16 protein-coding genes, 1 pseudogene and 1 CRISPR repeat array are annotated in these 21,314 nt (G+C 40.6%); of the genes and pseudogenes, 6 read left to right on the top strand and 11 right to left on the bottom strand.

What is annotated here, in order from left to right:
* Positions 1 to 563 precede the first annotated feature (563 nt).
* Genes V7K46_RS24235 through V7K46_RS24225 form a run of 3 tightly spaced genes read left to right on the top strand, consistent with a single transcriptional unit; the run spans position 564 to position 3,592 of the window.
* A complete protein-coding gene (locus V7K46_RS24235) occupies positions 564 to 2,246 on the top strand; it encodes a Mu transposase C-terminal domain-containing protein (RefSeq protein ID WP_335117640.1) in 1,683 nt (560 codons plus the stop codon).
* A 3-nt stretch (positions 2,247 to 2,249) separates the two neighbouring features.
* Positions 2,250 to 3,086, top strand: a complete 837-nt coding sequence (locus V7K46_RS24230; protein WP_335117636.1) for a TniB family NTP-binding protein — start codon at positions 2,250 to 2,252, stop codon at positions 3,084 to 3,086.
* A complete protein-coding gene (locus V7K46_RS24225) occupies positions 3,086 to 3,592 on the top strand; it encodes a TniQ family protein (RefSeq protein WP_335117633.1) in 507 nt (168 codons plus the stop codon). Before V7K46_RS24230 ends, V7K46_RS24225 begins: the two co-directional genes overlap by 1 nt.
* 154 nt (positions 3,593 to 3,746) lie before the next feature.
* Here V7K46_RS24225 and V7K46_RS24220 read toward each other — a convergent pair whose 3' ends face one another.
* From V7K46_RS24220 to V7K46_RS24210, 3 genes are all read right to left on the bottom strand, one after another.
* Positions 3,747 to 3,944 (bottom strand): hypothetical protein, encoded by a 198-nt coding sequence (locus tag V7K46_RS24220; protein ID WP_335117629.1) that lies wholly within the window; start codon positions 3,942 to 3,944, stop codon positions 3,747 to 3,749.
* A 158-nt stretch (positions 3,945 to 4,102) separates the two neighbouring features.
* The gene (locus tag V7K46_RS24215; protein ID WP_335117626.1) at positions 4,103 to 4,408 is read right to left on the bottom strand and encodes a helix-turn-helix domain-containing protein; all 306 of its coding nucleotides are present in this window, start codon (positions 4,406 to 4,408) and stop codon (positions 4,103 to 4,105) included.
* Positions 4,405 to 4,920: a hypothetical protein gene (locus tag V7K46_RS24210; protein WP_335117624.1), complete on the bottom strand. Its 516-nt coding sequence runs from the start codon at positions 4,918 to 4,920 to the stop codon at positions 4,405 to 4,407. Before V7K46_RS24210 ends, V7K46_RS24215 begins: the two co-directional genes overlap by 4 nt.
* Positions 4,921 to 5,093: 173 nt before the next feature.
* On the opposite strand from V7K46_RS24210, the gene V7K46_RS24205 reads away from it, so the two are divergent.
* Positions 5,094 to 5,270, top strand: coding sequence for a ribbon-helix-helix domain-containing protein (locus V7K46_RS24205; RefSeq protein ID WP_335117621.1), 177 nt, complete (start codon positions 5,094 to 5,096; stop codon positions 5,268 to 5,270).
* A gap of 183 nt (positions 5,271 to 5,453) precedes the next feature.
* On the opposite strand, the gene V7K46_RS24200 is transcribed toward V7K46_RS24205, so the two are convergent.
* The 8 genes and pseudogenes from V7K46_RS24200 to V7K46_RS24165 form a co-directional block, all read right to left on the bottom strand.
* The gene (locus V7K46_RS24200; RefSeq protein WP_335117619.1) at positions 5,454 to 8,093 is read right to left on the bottom strand and encodes a S8 family peptidase; all 2,640 of its coding nucleotides are present in this window, start codon (positions 8,091 to 8,093) and stop codon (positions 5,454 to 5,456) included.
* Complete coding sequence (locus tag V7K46_RS24195) at positions 8,086 to 9,150, bottom strand: ATP-binding protein (protein ID WP_335117617.1); 1,065 nt, start codon at positions 9,148 to 9,150, stop codon at positions 8,086 to 8,088. The genes V7K46_RS24200 and V7K46_RS24195 overlap by 8 nt, the downstream gene beginning before the upstream one ends.
* A 264-nt stretch (positions 9,151 to 9,414) precedes the next feature.
* Positions 9,415 to 10,491 carry a type I restriction enzyme subunit R domain-containing protein gene (locus tag V7K46_RS24190; RefSeq protein WP_335117614.1) on the bottom strand — a complete coding sequence of 359 codons (1,077 nt, stop codon included), beginning with the start codon at positions 10,489 to 10,491 and terminating at the stop codon, positions 9,415 to 9,417.
* A gap of 63 nt (positions 10,492 to 10,554) precedes the next feature.
* A complete protein-coding gene (locus V7K46_RS24185) occupies positions 10,555 to 12,381 on the bottom strand; it encodes a type I restriction endonuclease (protein ID WP_335117612.1) in 1,827 nt (608 codons plus the stop codon).
* A gap of 2 nt (positions 12,382 to 12,383) precedes the next feature.
* Positions 12,384 to 13,715, bottom strand: a complete 1,332-nt coding sequence (locus tag V7K46_RS24180) for a restriction endonuclease subunit S (RefSeq protein WP_335117609.1) — start codon at positions 13,713 to 13,715, stop codon at positions 12,384 to 12,386.
* A 20-nt stretch (positions 13,716 to 13,735) separates the two neighbouring features.
* A complete protein-coding gene (locus V7K46_RS24175; protein ID WP_335117607.1) occupies positions 13,736 to 15,565 on the bottom strand; it encodes a DUF262 domain-containing protein in 1,830 nt (609 codons plus the stop codon).
* Positions 15,562 to 17,697, bottom strand: a pseudogene (locus V7K46_RS24170) (type I restriction-modification system subunit M). Before V7K46_RS24170 ends, V7K46_RS24175 begins: the two are co-directional and overlap by 4 nt.
* An 80-nt stretch (positions 17,698 to 17,777) precedes the next feature.
* Positions 17,778 to 18,266, bottom strand: a complete 489-nt coding sequence (locus V7K46_RS24165) for a MerR family transcriptional regulator (protein ID WP_335117605.1) — start codon at positions 18,264 to 18,266, stop codon at positions 17,778 to 17,780.
* A 68-nt stretch (positions 18,267 to 18,334) separates the two neighbouring features.
* Between V7K46_RS24165 and cas12k (V7K46_RS24160) the strand changes: the two genes are divergently transcribed.
* A complete protein-coding gene (gene cas12k, locus V7K46_RS24160; RefSeq protein WP_335117603.1) occupies positions 18,335 to 19,351 on the top strand; it encodes a type V CRISPR-associated protein Cas12k in 1,017 nt (338 codons plus the stop codon).
* A 75-nt stretch (positions 19,352 to 19,426) separates the two neighbouring features.
* Entirely contained in the window at positions 19,427 to 20,467 is a 1,041-nt protein-coding gene (cas12k, locus tag V7K46_RS24155; protein ID WP_335117601.1) for a type V CRISPR-associated protein Cas12k, read from the top strand.
* Positions 20,468 to 20,927: 460 nt separating this feature from the next.
* Positions 20,928 to 21,256: direct repeats of the CRISPR family, unit length 38 nt; unit sequence AGTTTCAATGCCCCTCCTAGCTTGAGGCGGGTTGAAAG.
* Positions 21,257 to 21,314: the final 58 nt, after the last annotated feature.

The raw sequence follows: 21,314 nt of genomic DNA, 5'->3' as shown, positions 1-21,314 counted from the left end.
AAACAGCAAGCTATACATCCCTAACTTCTCAAAAAAGCCAGGGATCTAGTTTCTCACTGATAGACATCTCCAGGAATTAAATATAGCCGTTCTCGCTTGCGTCAAATACAAGCGTTCGTAGGGGCACAGCATTGCTGTGCCCCTACCGTTTATCGAGGTGTACTGCATTTAAACAAAAAGTGCTATATGCGTTACCCAGAATTTCGTAGAGACGTAGCACTGCTACGTCTGTACTTATTACTCTAAGCCGAGGCACTGTTTTAGTGACAAATAATTAATATATAGGTAACTGTCGATTGACAAATTATTTGACCACTTGACAAATTAATGCTCTTTAAAATATTTACTTTAAAACCCTTACTTTATAAGGGTTTTACTATTTTAGCATCAAAATAGCCTACTAGAGACTTATTGCCAAAATAGCTGTCCACTTTTGGAGTTTTGCCAAAATATATGTCCTCGGTTGAAATCTGCCTTGATCCAACATTTTACTAAAATTGACAAAATAAATGTCCTTTTTATAGTAAAATACAACTACGTTTGTATTAGACAATTATGTAAATATGCTAGATGATCCTGCCAATGGCGATCAAGAGCCAGACACTAATGAGATAGTGACAGAACTTTCAGCAGATGATAGGCATTTGCTGGAAATGATTCAGCGATTGCTAGAACCATGCGATCGCATCACCTATGGAGAAAGACAAAGGGAAGTAGCAGCCAAATTAGGGAAGTCTGTGCGGACGGTACGACGGCTAGTAAAAAAATGGGAACAGGAGGGTTTAGCTGCACTCCAAACCACGACACGGGCTGACAAAGGCAAACATCGAATAGATACTGATTGGCAGCAGTTCATTATCAAGACATATCAGGAAGGTAATAAAGGCAGTAAGCGAATTACTCCCCAACAAGTTGCAATCAGAGTACAAGCAAGGGCTGATGAATTAGGGCAAGAAAAGTATCCCAGTTATAGGACTGTGTATCGAGTTCTACAACCGATTATTGAGCAGCAAGAACAAAAAGCAGGTGTTAGAAGTCGAGGTTGGCATGGTTCTCGATTATCAGTTAAAACCCGCGATGGCAAAGACTTATCAGTAGAATATAGCAACCATGTTTGGCAGTGTGACCATACTCGTGTAGACCTATTGCTGGTAGATCAGCATGTTGAACTTTTGGGTCGTCCTTGGCTGACAACAGTTGTTGATACTTACTCCCGTTGCATCATGGGGATAAACTTAGGCTTTGATGCTCCGAGTTCTCAGGTAGTGGCATTGGCACTGCGCCATGCAATTTTGCCAAAGCAGTATGGGTCAGAATATGGACTCCATGAAGAATGGGGAACCTACGGTAAACCAGAACATTTTTATACCGATGGTGGTAAAGATTTTCGCTCAAACCATTTGCAACAGATAGGTGTGCAATTGGGATTTTTTTGTCATTTACGTGATCGCCCCAGTGAAGGTGGTATTGTTGAGCGTCCCTTTGGAACTTTTAACACCGACTTATTTTCCACTTTGCCTGGATACACAGGATCAAATGTGCAGGAACGACCTGAGCAAGCTGAGAAAGAGGCTTGTCTCACTTTAAGAGAGTTGGAACATAGGTTTGTGCGCTACATCGTGGACAAATATAATCAGCGTCCTGATGCGCGTCTGGGTGATCAAACTCGCTATCAACGGTGGGAAGCAGGGTTAATTGCTTCTCCTAATGTAATTTCAGAAGAGGAGTTACGTATTTGCCTGATGAAGCAAACTCGACGCTCCATTTATAGAGGTGGGTATCTGCAATTTGAAAATCTGACGTATCGGGGAGAAAATTTGGCAGGTTATGCAGGTGAAAGCGTTGTACTGCGCTATGACCCCAAAGACATTACAACTTTGTTGGTTTATCGCCATTCGGGTAATAAAGAAGAGTTTTTAGCCAGGGCATTTGCTCAGGATTTAGAAACTGAGCAATTATCTTTGGATGAGGCTAAAGCTAGTAGTCGCAAGATTCGGCAAGCAGGGAAGATGATTAGCAATCGCTCAATGTTGGCAGAGGTACGCGATCGCGAAACATTCGTTACCCAAAAGAAAACCAAAAAGGAACGCCAAAAAGCAGAACAAGCTGTAGTTGAAAAGGCTAAAAAACCTGTGCCTGTTGAACCAGAGAAAGAGATTGAAGTGGCATTTGTTAACAGTGAGCCAGAATACCAGATGCCAGAGGTATTTGATTACGAAGAAATGCGTGAAGATTACGGGTTGTAGAAAATGACTTCAAAACAAGCTCAAACAGTTGCCCAACAATTAGGTGACATTCCGGTAAATGATGAACAAATACAAGCAGAAATTCAACGCTTGAATCGCAAGAGTTTTATCCCTCTGGAACAAGTAAAAATGCTCCATGACTGGTTGGATGGAAAGCGGCAATCACGGCAATCTGGTAGGGTTTTGGGAGAGTCAAGAACAGGTAAAACGATGGGTTGTGATGCCTACAGACTCCGGCATAAACCCAAACAAGAACCGGGAAAACCCCCAACTGTGCCTATTGCTTATATCCAAATACCTCAAGAGTGTAGTGCTAAGGAGTTATTTGCAGCAATTATTGAGCATTTGAAATATCAAATGACAAAAGGAACAGTAGCAGAGATTAGAGATAGAACACTGCGGGTTCTTAAAGGGTGTGGAGTGGAAATGTTGATTATTGATGAAGCTGATCGCTTTAAACCCAAGACTTTTGCTGAAGTACGGGATATTTTTGACAAGTTGGAAATTGCAGTGATTTTGGTGGGTACTGATAGATTAGACGCTGTAATCAAGCGAGATGAGCAAGTTTATAACCGTTTTCGTGCCTGTCATCGGTTTGGTAAGTTTTCTGGGGAAGACTTTAAGCGAACTGTTGAGATTTGGGAAAAACAAGTTTTAAAACTGCCAGTTGCTTCTAATCTTTCCAGTAAGACAATGCTGAAGACTTTGGGTGAGGCAACAGGAGGTTACATTGGGTTGTTGGATATGATTCTCAGGGAGTCAGCAATCCGGGCATTAAAGAAAGGATTACCAAAGATTGATTTGGAAACCCTGAAGGAAGTAGCAGCAGAGTATAAATAATGGAAGTCCCAGAGATTCAATCTTGGCTATTTCAAATAGAACCTTTAGAAGGAGAAAGTTTGAGTCACTTTTTAGGGCGTTTTCGACGGGCAAATGATTTAACTCCTACTGGATTAGGTAAAGCAGCAGGACTGGGGGGTGCGATCGCCCGATGGGAAAAATTTCGGTTTAATCCCCTACCGTCTCGCCAGCAATTAGAGGCATTGGCTAAGGTTGTGGAGGTTGATGCTGATAGGCTAGCGCAGATGTTACCGCCTCCTGGGGTGGGGATGAAGCTTGAGCCAATTCGGTTATGTGCTACTTGTTATGTTGAGTCACCTTGTCACAAGATTGAATGGCAGTTGAAGATAACGCAAGGGTGCGATCGCCACCAATTAATTTTGTTGTCAGAATGTCCAAACTGTGGGGCAAGATTTAAAATTCCAGCAGTGTGGGTGGATGGATGGTGTCATCGGTGTTTTCTGAGTTTTGCCGATATGGTAAAGTATCAAAAGTCTTATCGATGACGGAGTTTGTGCAAACATAGTAGTACTTTTCAAATGTTAGCTACAAATCATCCCCCCTTGCTTTCATGGAAAAAAAGGAGCAAGGGGGGATATCTTATATTTCAACAAACAAGAGAATTCGCTACAAGTTAAGTTGACTTCCAGAACGACAGAATCATGGGGTAATTTGCTCTGGTTGCTCGACTGCTGGATTGAAAATGATTGTGAAAGTTGCACTTGGTATCAGTCGGTGCAGAGCTTGTGAATGAGCCTCTGCGTCACTGCGGCGACAAAAACGAGCAACTATTTGATGTTGCATACTAGGAAAATGGCGGACTATACACCAAGGATTTAGCTTTTCAATGTAGGTCATAAAAACCTCCTGATCATACTTATGATTTAGCTGGGAAATTGCAGTCAAATAATAGACAAAAGTGACTTCAACATTCTCAAAACTAAAGCCACCCTACTGTGAGAGTGGCTGGTAAAAAAATGTCATCCTGACATTGCAATTGGTTGACTTTTCGATTCCTACTTATGCCCTGTCAGAGAACAGAGTATCTTTAGAAATTCTTCTGGAATTTCCTCGAAGTGTTCTAGTAGAAAGTCCATCAGGGCAAGATGGCGTAAATCACTCGGCATGGGACTGCGGTAATTGCGACCTTTGGAAAACCAACGCCGGACAGTTGAAAGTGAACGAGAGCAAATCCGAGCGATCGCTTCATGATTGACATCCCACTTGGCATAAAAATTCTTGGGTGTCATTCCTAGTTGACAATGGCTGTATAGATCAATCAAATTTTGCTCTCTTACGTGTAAAGGACGCGGATTAGTCATAGCAGCGACCCTTCCACTGGTTCTAAATCTTGTTCCCAAGCAATATCGGCAGATGTCCAAACGGCACTAGGGCTATCTTTGCTCAACCAAATCAAGTAGCACCAAGTCCAGCAGCAAAGATGGGGAGCAAAGTTATAAAATCTGCCGATCGCAGTTCCCCAATCAGTATCAGAACCAATCCAACGCAATTTGTCGCCATACAAAAAGCGGGGTGTCTTTGCTGTATTAGGAAAGTCGTCGGGTAAATCAACAGAACTTGCAGAAAATTTCTGGTTAATTAATCTTGGGAGTAAATCCTGGCGATTAAGCGTCATCGCACTCAAATAATTAGCAATTAGTTCAGCATCAATAGTCTGGATTAATTGAGAAATCAACAACGCTGCTAAAGTTTCTTGTTCTTGCTGTGTACAATAATTGCTGAGTTTCGCCAATAGTTCAGCAATATCGAAGTCATCTAAAGCTTGTAGATAACTTCTGTGTTCATCTGTTTTGTGGCAAACAGGTCTTAACATGGAATATGTCTCCTGTGAGAGGGAGCCAGAAGCCAGTGCGTCAGCCCTGAGAAAGTTGCGCGCTGGCTTTTGACTTATCAGTAATTATACATATATTTAATGTATTTATGTTTAAAACTATTTGTTTTTAGTGATTTAATATAAAAATACATAGAAAAGCGTATGATAATTACATGGGGAAAGTAACACTGAGTATTTACATGGAAGAAGAAGACAAAGAAGCTCTGCAACAACTAGCGGATGCAGAGGAGCGTTCTTTGTCGCAAATGGCAGTGTTAATTCTCAAACGTGCAATTAGACAAGCACAGGCGGATGGAGCGATTTCGCAGAATCAAGGAAAAGGAAAATGAGGCGATTGCACGTTGAGAAACGTTTCGCTTTTATCCTCTTCCTTAATATCGAGAAAGATTCAAAGTTCTGGCGTTATAAGTAAATTGTCTAAAAACAAACTGTGCATTTGGATCTGTACTTAGCCGTACTTTCCATTGCATGACTCCTTGATATTAGGAAATAATGCTAAATATTTCGACTTTTTAAACTGACTGTTGAAGCTGTATTTCCTGCTGTACTCTAGCTTTTGGTTGTACCTCAGTTTCTGCCTCAACAAAGGAAGTATATACATCGATATCAGAGTTGATAGCTTCAAAACTAACAGCTAACGCAAAAGGTACTTCAGCACTAGCATCTTGGTTCCATCCTGTATGTCCAACTACAGCAATACAAAAGCCTTCACGTAGCTCATAGGATTTTATAGTCGCCCAATCTTTCTGAACAGTTCCTGTACTTCGGGACAGTTCTTTTACTATCCCATCAATGCCATTTGGACGTGTTTGACCTTTAGCTAACTGCCTTTTTCCTAGTGTCCATTGAAATAGCCCGTCATCTTCCTCGGTTTCTTCTGGTGCATCATAGTCTTTGAGAACTCTATCGAGAAAACGATCGGGATCTTCTCCCCGTTTGCTACAAGTCCAATCTAACCAGGTTGATAAATATTTCCTGCGGTTGCGTCGGGTACGACGAGGTTCAGCCACATAGGAAAGTGTGATTTCAATCAAAATGTCAAACCCTTCCCCTTGAGGCAGGAAATTTTCTGGCACTTTTACTTGATAAACCTTAGCTTGCCGAGCTTGAATGCGTTCTATCGCTCTAGTTGTTAGCGTTACACGATTTGGGGAATTGCCGAGAGCGCGATTGATATCTGGAATACCATAACCCATAGTCCGAATGGCATGACAGAGATTAGCATTCGAGTTATTCGTCCATCTTGGTAAACGTGCTGATTGAACAATGAGTGCGCGGTAAAGCAGCGTGCTTTCTTGAGGGAATGCTGCTTCCAGTGCGGCAGCGATATGCGTGACTTTAGGAGCGGCAAATGATGTTCCTACGGCATCAGCACTAAAAGCTTTACCACCATCACGGGTTGAACGAATCAATTCTGGGCAAACTAATTCTGGTGTAGTGAAACTTGGTGAAGTTAGTGAGTCAATCACGTAGTCACCACCATATTCAACCACTTCTGGTTTAATATTTTCCCAGATGCCTGGGCCTGAGCAGGAGAAAGAAGAAGGATAATTCTGCTTTGCAATCGAATTTAGAGGCGGATTAATATAAGTGTGATGAGCAATAGAACCAACAGTTAGAGCTTGGAAACTTTGCGCCGGGTTAGCAACTCGTGCAGAAGGTTGCAGGAGATATTCTGGATAGTTACGACCAGCTTGTATATGAGCGGCAATTGAAGGACGTGTGACAAAGCTTCTCACTGCCTCAATATTGCCAGCAGCAACAATGAAGAGAACGTCATTTTCCCAACTTAATTTATCGATAGCTGCTGCCCAAGGAGTCATTGATTGGGTGCGACATGGTGAAATTCCAGCTATTGAGTGGTTATAAATTCGCGTTCTAGTTTGGTGGTAATAAATAGTTACGATTTCCTCTAAAACGTCAGGTGGGAATATAAGTTTAGGTAGTTCGTTTCGTGCATTGAGAATTCTGGCATTTTGAAGCCAACATACTGCCTGCTGACGACCTGTTTTAGGAATACCTCGTGGGTACAAAACTGCTCCTGCAACTCTAGTACCATGTCCACCACCTCTACAATAATCAGCAGTGATATTCGTTTCTCCAGGTACCCAAGATGTAGAGAGAGTAGAGTCAATTGCAACTCTTACTTTGGGGTGATTTTCTTGAATACCACTGTCGATAATACAAACTTTGGGTGCATTTGGCTCAGGTGCTTCTAATTCAAACTGTTCCTGACCTGATTCAGAACTATTCGGTGTAACGGATGGAGCGATAAATTCGTCGGCTTCACTGACATCGAATATATATGGAAAATTGAGGACAAGATCCTTCAATCCATTACCAAGTATGCGAATCCGGCAGGAGAAGCTATCAGGTAAACGTGAAATTCCAACTTCGTCACCTGAAATAGACCGCAAAATTTCTCCACGATATAGCGGATTTTGTATAAATTTAAGAAACTTGGCTTCTCTGTCTGAATACAGATCATCCCATTCTTCAGGTGTGAGATTATGTTTATCCAGCCATTTATTAATACTTTTCTGAAAACTGGCATCAGTCTTACAGCGTTCCCGCTTAGGACATCTAGAATATTGTTCTTGAATATTGATACAAGAAATACCTACATCCACAATATATTCTTGACAATCTGAAATCTCATCCCACTGGGATTGAAGACTAGGTGAAAGAATATACTCCGGTCGCTTAGTCCCCTCCAAAATTTCCCATATTTCTGGAACCTTTCCGCCACCGCGTGTGGACTCAATGAATAGCTGAATCTTTGTTCTGAGTTCCGAAAGTCCTGTATCTGCTGAAGCTCCAATAATGTAGCCTTCCTCCAGATCGGCAACAACCTCAATCCCAAAACTTTTCAGTGTATCTGCATCAAATAAATTAGGATCTACTTGCAAAATGAATGAAATTGCATCTGGAAGCTCAGGTTTACCTTCTTGTTTACGCTTTTCACATTCTGCTTCCCAACTTGAGATAATAGAGGAAATGGAAAAGTTTAGCTTTTTACCGTGTCCAGCTGCATTGCCTCGATTATCTAAGGTTTTTGTGGAAGGTTTGCCCCCACCTGTTGAAGGTGTAGCAGTTCCTTGATTTGTTAAACGTAGCGGTAAATGAGAAAATTGATTTGATCGCTCAGACATGAGAAGCTACAACGTCTTGAATAGATGCCTCTAAGTGTTCTTGAATGACAAGTTCTTCCCGATCAAGGATAGCGCGTTTCGCGGCATCTTGAGCAACGCGAACAATCTGTGCAGCTGAAAGTTTATCCAGTTTCTGCACGATCATTTCCCAGTTGATTACGCCAACCTCAACTGAAGAAAGTGTCTGTTTTAATATAGCCTCAATTTCTGCTGCTGTAGGTTTTGGCACCTCGATTACATCATCAAATCTTCGCCATACAGCTTCATCCAGAAATTTAGTTAGGTTAGTGGCAGCAACAAGCAACCCATTTGAGGCTTCGTATTCATCAAGTAGTTGTAAAAAAGTATTAACAACGCGCTTAATTTCACCAACTTCCTGAACGTCTTCCCGCGATTTAGCGATCGCATCACATTCATCAATAAATAATAAACAAGGGGTTTGAGATGCTGTTTCAAATACTTCGCGCAAATTCGTTGCAGTTTCACCCAAAAATGAAGAAACCATTGCATCAAAGCGTACTTTGACAAGAGTCAATCCTGTATTCCAAGCTAGACGTTCAGCCCCCATCGTTTTACCGCAGCCAGGAGTACCGTAGAGTAAGATTTTTTGACGGTAGCGCAAACCGTGATGAGCTAGTCGGTCACGAGCAGCATATTCTCTTTCAATACGGCGAAAACGCTCTTCCACAGTATCTGAAAGAATCATGTGGTGCCGCAAACGCTCTCTAGGAATTGTAACAATGAAGGGATGGTTAAAACGCTGTTTACTTGACAGTACAGTTAGAGAGTGGGCATCAGGCGTTTTTGAAATAGTGTCCCTGGAAGATGGAGACGGAATTACACCACGAGATATATCAGGTGAAAGCGCAGGTTTCTCAGGAGGAACACGAGGAGATTGACGATTACTTTTGTGAGCAATATTTTCGAGCTGTTCAGCGAGGAGAGTGTGTCCTTTTTTGCGTTCTTCCTCAACGACTACAGATAGCATACTTTGGATCGCCGTTTGATCTTCACTGGCAATCGCTCTAAATAGCCGTTTGAGCAACTCTCCTTTCATTTTGCTGATTTACTATGCATATAGTACTATTGTATTACTAAATGAGGCACTAATCAAAATTGCTTACAAATACCTGATTCCTCGTTATCTTACCTTGCCTTACAGCTGCCTATAACTGTCTGTATGACAAATTCTCGGTATACCTGCTGCGGACAACTGGCTACGAGTTCTGTGATATTCTTGCAACTGTTGATAACAAACATTTAACCGCACAGGAATCACAGGTTTACCTAGATATAAAAATGCGATCGCCTTAAGCCTTCCCTATGCTGCTCCTTGGTCATAATCATTATCAAACAGGGTATTGGCTAACCATGTTTTAAATTCAGTATCTTCAGTAAATTTACGGTATGCTTCTGTATGGTCGAAGATGAATTCCTGAAACTTATCGACTAGCTTTTTCTCAAAGGTGATTCTAGCGTTTTGGCGGTCTGAGTATTTCTTGGCGTTCTGATATTCTTCGTCTTTGCTGACTTCGGCGGGTAATTCTTCAAACAAGAAGCGACGCACTCTATCTTTTTCTGTCCACTGAATATTGCCGAAGCGATCATTAAAATCTTGAATAATATTACTGAGTACGTCTAATTGCGCCTCATATTTGCTACCAGGAGCATCTGGGGGTGTGGGTGCTATTTCTCCCCCACCTTCAAGCTGTATGGCTAAGGTTGTTTGTCTTTCTATGCGGTAGCTGTCGATATCAACGCTTTCTAGAATACCTTTGGATAAATCGGTGTCGTTAAGATTGGGAAGTTTGGCTAGTAGGAATTTGAGAAAAGTTTTGAGGCTTTCCCAGTAGGGATTACGAAAAGGATTAATTTGGACAAGGAATTGATAGTTGCGGACAAAAGATTTGCCTTTTTTCTTAAAGTCTATTTGTTGTTCTTCGTCTAATTCGTTGATAAAATTTTGCTTGCATTCATCGAGAATGGGGTCTAATTGGTCACGTTCTGCGCCATTGATGAAGCGGGTCATTAACTCGTTGACCTGTTCTTCAGAATAAACTTGGAAGCTGTCAAGGACATCTTGTAAGTCGTTGAGGCGATCTATGTCGGTTTCTTCACTGAGGATTGTTGTTTTATAAAATGGGTCAAAAGCTTCTTGAATTGCATCGGCTGAGTTGACCAAATCTAGGATGAATGTATCTTTTTTATCTGGCTTGTAAGCACGGTTGAGGCGAGATAAGGTTTGAACCGCTTTGATATCAGCTAGAGTTTTATCTACATACATCGTGTGCAATAGCGGCTCATCAAATCCGGTTTGATATTTATCAGCTACTATCAGGAATCTATACTCACTTTTTTTAAATTCTTTAGGAATGTCATTTCCCGAAAAGCCATTCATTGAGGACTCATCCTCTTTTTTACCGTCAACTTCTTTACTGCCTGTAAATGCAACAATAGTTTTCTAAGGTGCGTTAATTTCCTGTAGATAGGCATCGAAGGCAAGTTTATAGCGAATGGCGCTGACAATACCATTGGTGACTACCATTGCCTTTGCTTGCCCATTAATTTTGAGTTGACCAATTACATCTTGCATGAAATGGTCAATCATTATTTCTGCTTTTTTGCGGATAGCGTGGGGGTGTCCCTCTACGTACTGCTTGAGCTTTTTCTTTGCCCGTTTGATATCAAATTGCGGGTCATATTCAATCTTTTTATGAAGTTTACAGTAACTTGTAAATGTGGTATAGTTTTCCAACACATCAAGGATAAATTCTTCCTCTATTGCCTGTTTCATGGAATAGTTATGGAAGGGATAATACTTGCCATCGGCTGGATTCTGAACACCAAAAGCTTCTAATGTCTTATTTTTGGGTGTGGCTGTAAAGGCGAAATAACTAGCGTTGGGAGAGAGTTTTTGTTCTTCAATAATGCGGAGAATTTTATCTTCTGTGGTTTCTTCTTCCTCGCCTGCTTCTTTATTCAAGGCTACGCTCATTTTGGCGGCGCTGCTACCACTTTGGCTGGAGTGGGCTTCGTCAATGACAATAGCAAATTTTTTATTGTTTAATGACTGAATTTCCCGAACAACATAGGCAAATTTAAAAACGGTAGTGATAATAATCTTTTTGCCTTCTTCTAGCGCCTCTTTTAATTGCTTACTACCTTCAGTGATGGCTTCAACTACGCCTTTGACTTGGGCAAACTGTTTGATGTTATCGCGGATTTGTTTATCTAAAACTTGGCGGTCTGTAACTACAATAATGGAGTCAAATATGGGGTTGGTGTCGTTGGTGTCGGTAAGTTCTACGAGTTGGTGACTCAGCCAGCTAATGGAGTTACTTTTACCTGAACCTGCGGAATGTTGAACTAGATAATGCTGTCCTACACCATTTGTTTTGGCATCGGCTAGGAGTTTTCGCACTAAGTCGAGTTGGTGGTAACGCGGGAAAATCAGCTTACGTTTCTTCTGTTTTGCTTCATCCTTCTCTTCTACCAGTTGGGCATACTTTTCAATGATGTTGCTGAGGCTGGTTTTGGTGAGAATTTCTTTCCACAGGTAATCGGTTTTTAGTCCGTTGGGGTTGATGGGGTTCCCCGTACTGTCCGGGAAAAGTAAGTGTGGTTCAGATTTTTGACCTTTGTTGAAGGGAAGAAAAACTGTTTGCTGTCCCTTGAGTTCGGTAGTCATGTAGACTAACTCATCATCAACGGCGAAATGAACTAAACAACGCGCAAAGTTAAACAGGGGTTCTTTGGGGTCACGGTCAGTTTTATACTGCTTTATGGCATCTTGGACATTTTGTGTAGTAAGGTTGTTTTTTAGTTCAAAGGTGATGAGGGGTAAGCCGTTGATGAAAATCCCCATATCCAGCGATCGCCTCTTCTGATCGTTGCTAAAGTATAGTTGGCGAGTGACGGAGAAGATATTTTCGTTATAGCGTTGGATGGCTTGGGGGTTCAGTTGGGATGAGGGTAGCTTGTAGTAGAGAGTGAGGCTGACTTCTCCGGCTTTGATGCCGTTGCGGATAACATCAACAATACCTCTGGTTTTGATTTGCTCACAGATGCGTTGAAACAGCCTTTCTTCAAACCGTTTACCGTAGCTGGTTTCTAGTTTGGTGACTTGGGTGGGTTGGGTTTTGCGGAGGAATTGCAGCAGTTGAGTTTTATCTATGCAGTAGTTGCGGTCATAGTCCCCAGATAGACCTTTAATGTAACCTGCTTCTGTGAGTAGGCTTTTTTCTATGAGGGCTTCTAAGCCTTTTTCTGAGGTGTCAGTTGTGGTCATGGCTAAATTGCTGCGGCTGTAAAGGTGGGTTCAACTGCGGATGTTTCGCGTACATCTATTTTTCCCGTTACAGCGTCAGAAATTAAAGTGGTGCGGTATTCTTGGATGAGTTCGATCTCTTTTTCAGCTTTGGCGATAACTTCATCAATTTTGTTAGTTTCTGTTTTGATGTACTGGACAATTTGTTGCTGCTCATTTACTGATGGAAGTAATAAAGGTATATTGGCTATATCCGACATATTGAAATGTGGAACGGTTGCACCTTGTGAAAGCAAGGTTATAAATTCAGCAGCAATTCCGCCATAAATAGAGTGAACTCCAAATTCTTCATTTAGTTTTTGATGGTTAACTCTAAAAAGTACAACTCTTTGTCCTAAGCATAAGTCGATACCTTGAGGAACTAAACAAGCCTCGCCTGCTGGTGCTTCGCGTGTAAATAAAATGTCACCAAATTTTGGTTTACCCCTTCGTGTCCATTCCAGAAAACCATCTAAATTTGTATATTTTGCATTTGTAAAATCTAGCATTCCATCCTTAATATTAGAGGTTCTTACCACAAGATATTGTCCATCTTCATAGAATGGGGCGGTTTTATGTTCAGTATCTATAATTTTGTGGAGAACATATTTAATCTTAATTTGCTGCCAATGTGCTGGTATTTCCCCTAACCACTCAATAGCAGAAGGTTCCATAGATGCATGATGGTTAATTCCTTTAGTAACTGCACGGTTAATAATCGCAGTTTTCTGCTCTTTGAGTAATTCGATAAGCCTTTGTTTGTTACTGATGAAGTGGCTTATCTGTTCTAATTTGTGATCGAGGAAGCGTGCGATCGTTTTTTGCTCAGATAAGGGAGGATAAATAATAAAAATATTATTAAATTCATCTGTATATAATCTAAAAAATCCTGTTCCAAGACCTTTTGAAGATTGATGAAAAATATCAATCATTTTAGGCATTGTAAATAATCTGATATAATATCTATTATCAAGTTTTTGACGTTGTTTAAAAACAGTGTAATCAGGGCTAACAATACCTAGTGTGCTTACAATAGCAAACATTCCGTTCCAAGCCTGCATCTTGTTCATTACAATTTGTCCAACTTTGCAAAGCTTATAACCTACTAAGGTAGACGCACTTGGAGGCTTATCTGTTAGTTTTGATTGAGGAATTAATCCATACTTTTTACTCATAGAGAGTAAAGTTTCAAATCCTGTCTCTGTTCTTTCATTTACTTCTTGAAAAAGATACTTAAGTCTAGTCACATTCCAATGTTCAGGAATCTCCCCTATCCAATCAATACCCGAATACTTATACTTTGGATAACGCTTCATTCTAAACCTCTTGAATAAAATTAAAACTCAATCGCTTTATTTAAACGCTCTGGATTCCAAATCTCCTCTGCAATCTTTTGATAAAGCTGTTGCCGCACATCCAAATCAGCCTTTTTAAATTCCTGATACGGCTGAAACGGTAGCCCAGAGTGTTCCTTATACGCCAAGAAACCGGGATTATGCTCGTAACATTGAGGATTGAGTGATTTAGCTAAAAGATTCTGACCGTAGTAATGAGGTAATTTTTCAGTGTAAGGCAAGTCACCATAACTTGCATTAAATGACTTCGGCAGCAGCAACAGTCCTCCAATACGGTTACGATACTCGTAGAAATCTGCATTGCTGGAAAACTCATCTGAGTAACGCTGGGGTTTATTAGCCCAAATATGCTCTACCTCATATCGATTTTTTCCTGTGGCAATATATTCTCTATAACGTGATGATATTCCCGATTGCGTTTCTATGTAGTCTGTTATCCGAGCAAGAAATTGGTAAATAGCATTGTAGTTTTGCTGATGCAGTAGCAGTCGTTCATTAGAAGCAAACATTTCTGGTTCTGCATCTAACTTCTGACGCAGAATTTTTACAAGTTCAGTAGGTGCTTTCCCCCGAATATCCCGCATAACCACAAACATGGCATACTGCATCGTGTTGTAAGTAATGGTTCGGAAGTTCCATAACCTCCGAGCCAGCAGAATATCGAGAAAACTTGCCACTAAACGAATCTTTTGGTTAATGATACCTGGGTCATCATCTGGATTTAGAGGTGCAAGCAGCAAGGGATATTGAAGGGTAAAACCGTGCTGGGCATTGTAAAAAACTTCCTCTAACCCTGTTTTCAAGGAAATCGATGCTTCCCGCAACTGTAAGTATTGGCGGCTATAAAATGCAAAATCTCGCTCTATGAAGCGCACAAAATCAGCACTTTTGTTGAGTCCGATGTCCGGTTTATGATCGCGTACCCAACGGTGAAACTCTGTACTGATGCGGTCAAAATCACCAGGAACAGCACCTTTTTTACGTTCTCGAATCGTTTGGGCGTACTGACTGCGAAGCCAAGTTTTAATCGCATCGGCTTCTTCATCTTTACCCAACTCTATCAATTCACTTACACGCTTTTTCCAAAGCTGATTCGCCTGAACCTTTTTAGCTTCATCACTGATATTCGCCAGCAAAAAGCCTTTTAGCATATCCGTAGGTGTAAGAGACAGCCCCCGGTCATTCATCGTTTCAAAAATGGTATACGCATCCTCATCTGAGTAAGCTGTAATCTCGACGATGTGGACGTTCTCTATTAGCCAGTCAATAAAGTATGGTAAAGCCTCTCTCGTTAAATCATCTGGTAAATATTTTTGAATATCAGCATAACGGTTAACAATATTCTTGACTGACTCTGGTTGCTCTGTCTCATCAAAAGAAACGTTGTTGAAGAGAGCTTCCATGCAAGCATTACGCTCCTCAACATCTAAATTAAAAGATTTTTTAGAGAACTTTTCTGAGTAAATTAAATCATTTATTTTTACTTGGTCTGGGCGTTCCTTTTGCAAATTATGTAGAAAAATTAGCAGCAGAGATAAGGTAGTGAGCCGTTGCTGTCCATCAATAATAAATTTCTTGCTTTCCTTCTGACTAATAATAATTGACCCCAGGAAGTAATGCCCGTAATTTTCAACGGCTTGGCGTTCATGACTTGGCTCAAAATCATTGAAGAACTTCCCTGCTAAGTCTTCTAGAAGTTCTTGAAGCTGTTTGGTTTGCCACTTATATTCTCGTTGATAATAGTCAATGGCATATTTATTCCCACCAAGAAGTTCACGAATCGTTTTAGCGTCGCCCCGAATCTCTTTCATTCTGCAATGTTCTCCCCACTAACAATCTGACGTAAAACGCCTTCTGTCTCAGCTTCTAAAGCAAAGATATCTGCTGCTATTGCTTCCAAACTCCGCAACGGTTTGAACTTATAAAAATATTTAGTGAAAGAAATTTCATAACCCCTTACTGTTTTCTCATAGTCTATCCAAGCATCTGGTACATGGGGTAGCACTTCACAAGCAAAATACTCTTCAATATCTTCTTTCAATGGCACATTCTCTGTATCTCGCAACTCAGAATCCGGCTCATAAACTACCGCATCTTTCGTTTTTTTCTTAATTACAGGTTCCGCCGTTTCGTCTTTGTATGTGAATGTGTCATAAATCAACTTTAAATCTTTAGCCGTAAATTTAATTTCTTCTGCCTTCAAAGCTTTTTCAAATTCCTGCTTGACTCTATTAAAATCTTTGTGAGGTTCACTGCTAAACAAGTCCTTTAATATTCCCAAAATTACCCCATCTTTTGTATTAGAGGTGAGATTTAGCTGTATTTCCTGTTGTCCTACACTACCTTTTTTAGAAGATGAATTAGTAAGGCTTGCTGCTAATAACTGCTCTACTCTTTCCGGTGTAACTTGGAATATCAGCCTTAAAGGACGGTCAACAGTAATTTTGTGATAACCAAAATCCTCGTTATCAAAAATTTTAGATTGTTCTGTTTCCTCAAACTCCAAAAATGTTTCTGTAATTTTTTTAATATCTGCTTGGGTTAATACACAATTTTTCTTACCCAAATTCTTTCTTAATTTTCCATACCATTCAGTAGCATCGATTAACTGTATTTTCCCTAGACGGTTTTGAGGTTTGCGGTTAGATAGCACCCAAATATAAGTAGCAATACCTGTGTTCTAAAACATATTTAAAGGTAAGCCGATGATGCACTCTAACCAATCATTTTCAATAATCCAGCGACGAATATTACTCTCTCCGCTACCTGCATCACCAGTAAACAAAGCAGAACCATTATGAACAATTGCTATCCGGCTACCCAAAGCAGTTGACTGCTTCATTTTGGAGAGCATATTTACCAAAAATAACAATTGACCGTCACTGCTACGGGGTAACAGAGTCAGCTTTTCTCCTGGTTTTAAATCAGGATGTTCTACAGCAAAACGCGAGTCTTTAACTTCCTTCTTTTTACCATCAAACACAGCATCTTGATCTACAGTCCAAGACTTGCCATAGGGAGGATTAGCAAGCATAAAGTCGAACTGTAAATCTGCAAACTTGTCATGAGAAATCGTTGAGCCGAACCAAATTTTTTCCGGGTCACGACCTTTAATCAACATATCCGACTTACAAATGGCGTATGTTTCTGGGTTTACTTCCTGACCGTATAGCTCGATTTTCACCTTCTTAGCTCTTTTTTCAGTAAGCTGTTGAATAAACGCTTCTGATTCTGTCAACATCCCCCCAGAACCACAAGCATCGTCATATACTAAGTAAGTACCACCTTGAATCTCATTTTCAATCGGGAGAAATATTAGATTCACCATTAGTTGAATAATGTCACGAGGAGTAAAGTGTTCCCCCGCTTCTTCGTTATTCTCTTCATTAAACCTGCGGATTAACTCTTCAAACACATAACCCATTTCAAGGTTAGTTAATCCTTCAAGAATGATTTTGCCTTCAGAGTTTTTAACAGGTTCAGAACTGAGGTTAATATGATTAGAAACAAATTTATTAATCAGTGCATAAAGACGATTACTTTCTGTTAATGTCTCAATTTGATTCCGCAGCTTAAATTTACCGATAATTTCTTGGACATTTTCGCTAAAACCATCTAGATAGTTTTCAAAGTTTGCCCGAATTTGATTAGGAAAATTGAGTAAGGTTTTAAAAGTAAATTGAGAAGTATTATAAAATACATAATCAGATATTCTGGGAAGCTGTTGTGCTACAGCATTCTGCCCAAACTTGCCTTCTTCCAGCACCTTGTAACGCTCAAGAACCTTTTCTTTAGTTGGTTCTAGTAAGCAATCCAAACGCCGCAGTACCGTCATTGGCAGAATTACATCTCGGTACTTACCGCGTACATAAACATCTCTTAATACATCATCAGCAATATTCCAGATGAAATTAACAATAGTGTTGTGTGTCGTGTGATTCATGTTGCCAGTACAGAAGGCGATCGCATCCCAATAGTTGTAACAGTTTAGAGTACAGTGGTGTCTGCTTTGTAATAAGAGCCTTAATTTTTATCCAACTTTTGACGTAATTGCTGATAAATCACGTCCAACCACACTGGAATCACAGGCTTACCTTCATCCAAAGATGCGATCGCCTTTTTTCTGTCAAACTCTACAAGTTCAAGTGAGGCAGCCCCCGTCTTGGCGGTTCCCGTCGATGGGGGACTGCCGAACTCGGAGGGCGAACGCTCCTGCGCTTGGGACAACAACATAAACCGCTTACCTTTACCTGAAATAAATAACTCCGGCTCTTGGTCTTTCAGCTTTTTCAGCGTGGTGCTGGCTATGTCAAAACTTAACCCCACAGATAGCCAATATGACATTGCAGCCAGTTCCAGCAAATTAGATTTGGAGTAATAAATACTACGTCCTGTCCCAGTCTCACTGATTACAGGAACAATCACCCCCCTCTCTCGCCAATACTGTAGCTGACGAAGGGTGCAGCCTGTGATTTCAGCAGCTTCTTTGCTTGTAAAAAATGTCTCCTGCATACAATTTATTTTACAGAAGACTTGTTTAATACAAATGTGTTAGTATTAGACAATATTGTTTTAAAGTGATGAGTCAAATTACTATTCAGTGTCGCCTTGTAGCCTCAGAGTCATCACGCCAGCAACTATGGAAGTTGATAGCAGAGCTAAATACGCCACTGATTAATGAATTATTGCGTCAGGTAAATCAACACCCAGAGTTTGAAACTTGGCGGCAAAAGGGCAAACACCCCACTAAGATTGTCAAAGAACTCTGCAAACCTTTAAAAGTTGATCCTCGGTTCATTGGTCAGCCTGGACGGTTTTACGCGAGTGCGATCGCATTGGTGAATTATATTTATAAATCATGGTTTGCTCTCATGAAGCGATCGCAGTTCCAACTAGAAGGTAAAATTCGCTGGTTGGAAATGCTCAAAAGTGATGTTGAATTGGTCGAAAATAGTGGTGTCAGCTTAGATAGTCTTCGCACTAAAGCTGCTGAAGTTTTGGCTGAATTTGCTCCCCTTAATACTGCTGAAACTCAATCAACGAATGGGAAAAAAGCTAAAAAGCGCAAAAAAGCTCAAAATTCAGATAGCGATCGCAGTTTATCAAAGAATTTATTTAAGGCTTACGGCAACACAGAAGATAACTTGACTCGTTGTGCTATCAGCTATTTGCTCAAAAATGGTTGCAAAATCAACGATAAAGAAGAAGACGCTAAAAAATTTGCTCAACGCCGTCGTAAACTTCAAATTCAGATTGAACGCCTCAGAGAACAGCTAGAAGCACGAATTCCCAAAGGAAGAGATTTAACCGATGCTAAATGGTTAGAAAGTCTTTTGCTTGTCACTCATAACGTTCCTGAAAATGAAGCAAAGGCAAAATTTTGGCAAGACAGCCTTTTAAAAAAATCTAGCAAACTACCTTTTCCTATAGGTTATGAAAGCAACACAGACATGACTTGGTTTTTGCAATTTAACCTTTATAATATAGCAATTAATTTACGTTTTTTCTGTTTGTGGATTTATATAGATTATTTAATTGTTATTTTATTTTTGCATGATGCTCTTCAAAATGAGAAAGAATGGCTGCATAACTTGTAAATTAATAATATTAACTTACTAATCAATCTTTGGAATCTGGCGCTTGATATAAATTTACTAGCTAGCATTTTGTTTTTGCACGAGTCTTTTCATAAATATAAAAGACGCATTTCTGTCCGTTTCAATGGATTAGGCAAATATCCCTTTAAAGTTTACTGCGATTTTCGTGATTTGCATTGGTTCAATCGCTTTTTAGAAGACCAGAGAATCAAAAAAAACAGTAATAAACACTCTAGTAGTGTTGTTACACTCCGTAGTGGTCATCTTTGTTGGCAGGAACATGAAGGGAAAGGCAACCCTTGGAATGTTAATCACTTAATCCTTTACTGTTGTGTAGATGACCGTCTATGGACGGCTGAAGGAACAAACCAATTCAAGAAAGAAAAAGCAGAACAAATTGCTAAAACTATTACCAAAACTAAAGCAAAAGGCAAACTCACTGAAAAACAACTAACTTCTATCAAAAATCAAAACACCACATTAGCCAACATAAATAACCCCTTTCCTCGTCCCAGCAAGCCTCTATATAAAGGTCAATCTAATATTCTGGTTGGTGTAAGCTTTGGTCTAGAAAAGCCTGCAACAGTAGCAGTCGTTGATGGCTCAATAGGTAAGGTCATTACCTACCGCAATATTGAACAACTACTGGGCAATAATTACAGACTACTAAATCGACAACGACAACAAAAACACACTTTATCTCACCAACGCCAAATAGCTCAAACACTTGCTGCGCCAATGCAAGTTGGAGAATCAGAATTAGGACAATATGTAGACAGATTAATAGCTCAAGAGATTGTGGCGATCGCAAAAAAATATAAAGCTGGCAGTATTGTCCTACCTAAGTTGGGCGATATGCGAGAACAAATTCAAAGCGAGATTCAAGCTAAAGCTGAACAGAAGTCAGATTTAATAGAAGTCCAACAAAGGTATGCCAAGCAATACCGAGTTAGTGTCCATCAATGGAGCTACGGTCGATTGATTGCAAATATTCACTCGTCAGCTGCTAAAGCCGGAATTGTTATAGAAGAGTCAAAACAGCCAATTCGAGGTAGTCCACAGGAGAAAGCGAAAGAATTAGCGATCGCAGCTTACCATTCCCGCAAAATAAACTGATTGACAAAACACCGAACCTTGACAATAGAATAAGAATACTCAATAGCGCCGCAGTTCATGCTTGTTACAAGCCTCTGTGCTGTGTAAATTTGGGTTAGTTTGACTGCTGTTAAACAGTCTTGCTTTCTGACCCTGGTAGCTGCCCACCTTGAAGCTGCTGTCCCTTGCGGACAGGAATAAGGTGCGCCCCCAGTAATAGAGGTGCGGGTTTACCGCAGTGGTGGCTACTGAATCACCTCCGACCAAGGAGGAACCCACCTTAATTATTTTTTGGCATGGTAAAGCGGGGGCGATTTCCCCGGTACTCCTGCCAAATCTTCAAATCGCTTTATTAGCAGGCTTTCTAGGTTTTTAGTTGTCACTTGATTTACTTTTTTCAGTTTCAACTAGGGAGTAATTTTGGTAGTCCTGCCAAAAGTGCCTCAACAAAGCTTGATAAATAAAGGGATTTCAGGCGCGGAGTTTCAATGCCCCTCCTAGCTTGAGGCGGGTTGAAAGTTAAAGGCGTTACTTTAGTATTCAATCCTGGAATCCAGTTTCAATGCCCCTCCTAGCTTGAGGCGGGTTGAAAGTTGCTCAGGCAAAGAAGTTTGCTGATAATGTGATGAGTTTCAATGCCCCTCCTAGCTTGAGGCGGGTTGAAAGGTGAGGAGAGGAAAGCCTTGATGCTGCTTACAGAAGTTTCAATGCCCCTCCTAGCTTGAGGCGGGTTGAAAGAAATCCACGCCAGCGTAAGAGCGCTCCCGACGCAGGTTTCAATGCCCCTCCTAGCTTGAGGCGGGTTGAAAGAAATCCACGCCAGCGTAAGAGCGCTCCCGACGCAGGTTTCAATGCCCCTCCTAGCTTG

Origin of the sequence: Nostoc sp., assembly GCF_036917395.1 — a bacterium.
Classification (GTDB): domain Bacteria; phylum Cyanobacteriota; class Cyanobacteriia; order Cyanobacteriales; family Nostocaceae; genus Nostoc.
Note: the sequence above shows the minus strand (reverse complement) of the source record. Positions and strands in the feature narration are given on the sequence as shown.

What these genes read in the sequence shown, in the direction of transcription:
- V7K46_RS24185 (WP_335117612.1), bottom strand. Translation starts at nt 12,381, where the DNA reads ATGACCACAACTGACACCTCAGAAAAAGGCTTAGAAGCCCTCATAGAA.
- V7K46_RS24220 (WP_335117629.1), bottom strand. Translation starts at nt 3,944, where the DNA reads ATGACCTACATTGAAAAGCTAAATCCTTGGTGTATAGTCCGCCATTTT.
- V7K46_RS24230 (WP_335117636.1), top strand. Translation starts at nt 2,250, where the DNA reads ATGACTTCAAAACAAGCTCAAACAGTTGCCCAACAATTAGGTGACATT.
- V7K46_RS24175 (WP_335117607.1), bottom strand. Translation starts at nt 15,565, where the DNA reads ATGAAAGAGATTCGGGGCGACGCTAAAACGATTCGTGAACTTCTTGGT.
- V7K46_RS24190 (WP_335117614.1), bottom strand. Translation starts at nt 10,491, where the DNA reads ATGAATGGCTTTTCGGGAAATGACATTCCTAAAGAATTTAAAAAAAGT.
- V7K46_RS24200 (WP_335117619.1), bottom strand. Translation starts at nt 8,093, where the DNA reads ATGTCTGAGCGATCAAATCAATTTTCTCATTTACCGCTACGTTTAACA.
- V7K46_RS24195 (WP_335117617.1), bottom strand. Translation starts at nt 9,150, where the DNA reads ATGAAAGGAGAGTTGCTCAAACGGCTATTTAGAGCGATTGCCAGTGAA.
- V7K46_RS24165 (WP_335117605.1), bottom strand. Translation starts at nt 18,266, where the DNA reads ATGCAGGAGACATTTTTTACAAGCAAAGAAGCTGCTGAAATCACAGGC.
- V7K46_RS24180 (WP_335117609.1), bottom strand. Translation starts at nt 13,715, where the DNA reads ATGAAGCGTTATCCAAAGTATAAGTATTCGGGTATTGATTGGATAGGG.
- V7K46_RS24205 (WP_335117621.1), top strand. Translation starts at nt 5,094, where the DNA reads ATGGGGAAAGTAACACTGAGTATTTACATGGAAGAAGAAGACAAAGAA.
- V7K46_RS24225 (WP_335117633.1), top strand. Translation starts at nt 3,086, where the DNA reads ATGGAAGTCCCAGAGATTCAATCTTGGCTATTTCAAATAGAACCTTTA.
- V7K46_RS24215 (WP_335117626.1), bottom strand. Translation starts at nt 4,408, where the DNA reads ATGACTAATCCGCGTCCTTTACACGTAAGAGAGCAAAATTTGATTGAT.
- V7K46_RS24235 (WP_335117640.1), top strand. Translation starts at nt 564, where the DNA reads ATGCTAGATGATCCTGCCAATGGCGATCAAGAGCCAGACACTAATGAG.
- V7K46_RS24210 (WP_335117624.1), bottom strand. Translation starts at nt 4,920, where the DNA reads ATGTTAAGACCTGTTTGCCACAAAACAGATGAACACAGAAGTTATCTA.
- cas12k (WP_335117603.1), top strand. Translation starts at nt 18,335, where the DNA reads ATGAGTCAAATTACTATTCAGTGTCGCCTTGTAGCCTCAGAGTCATCA.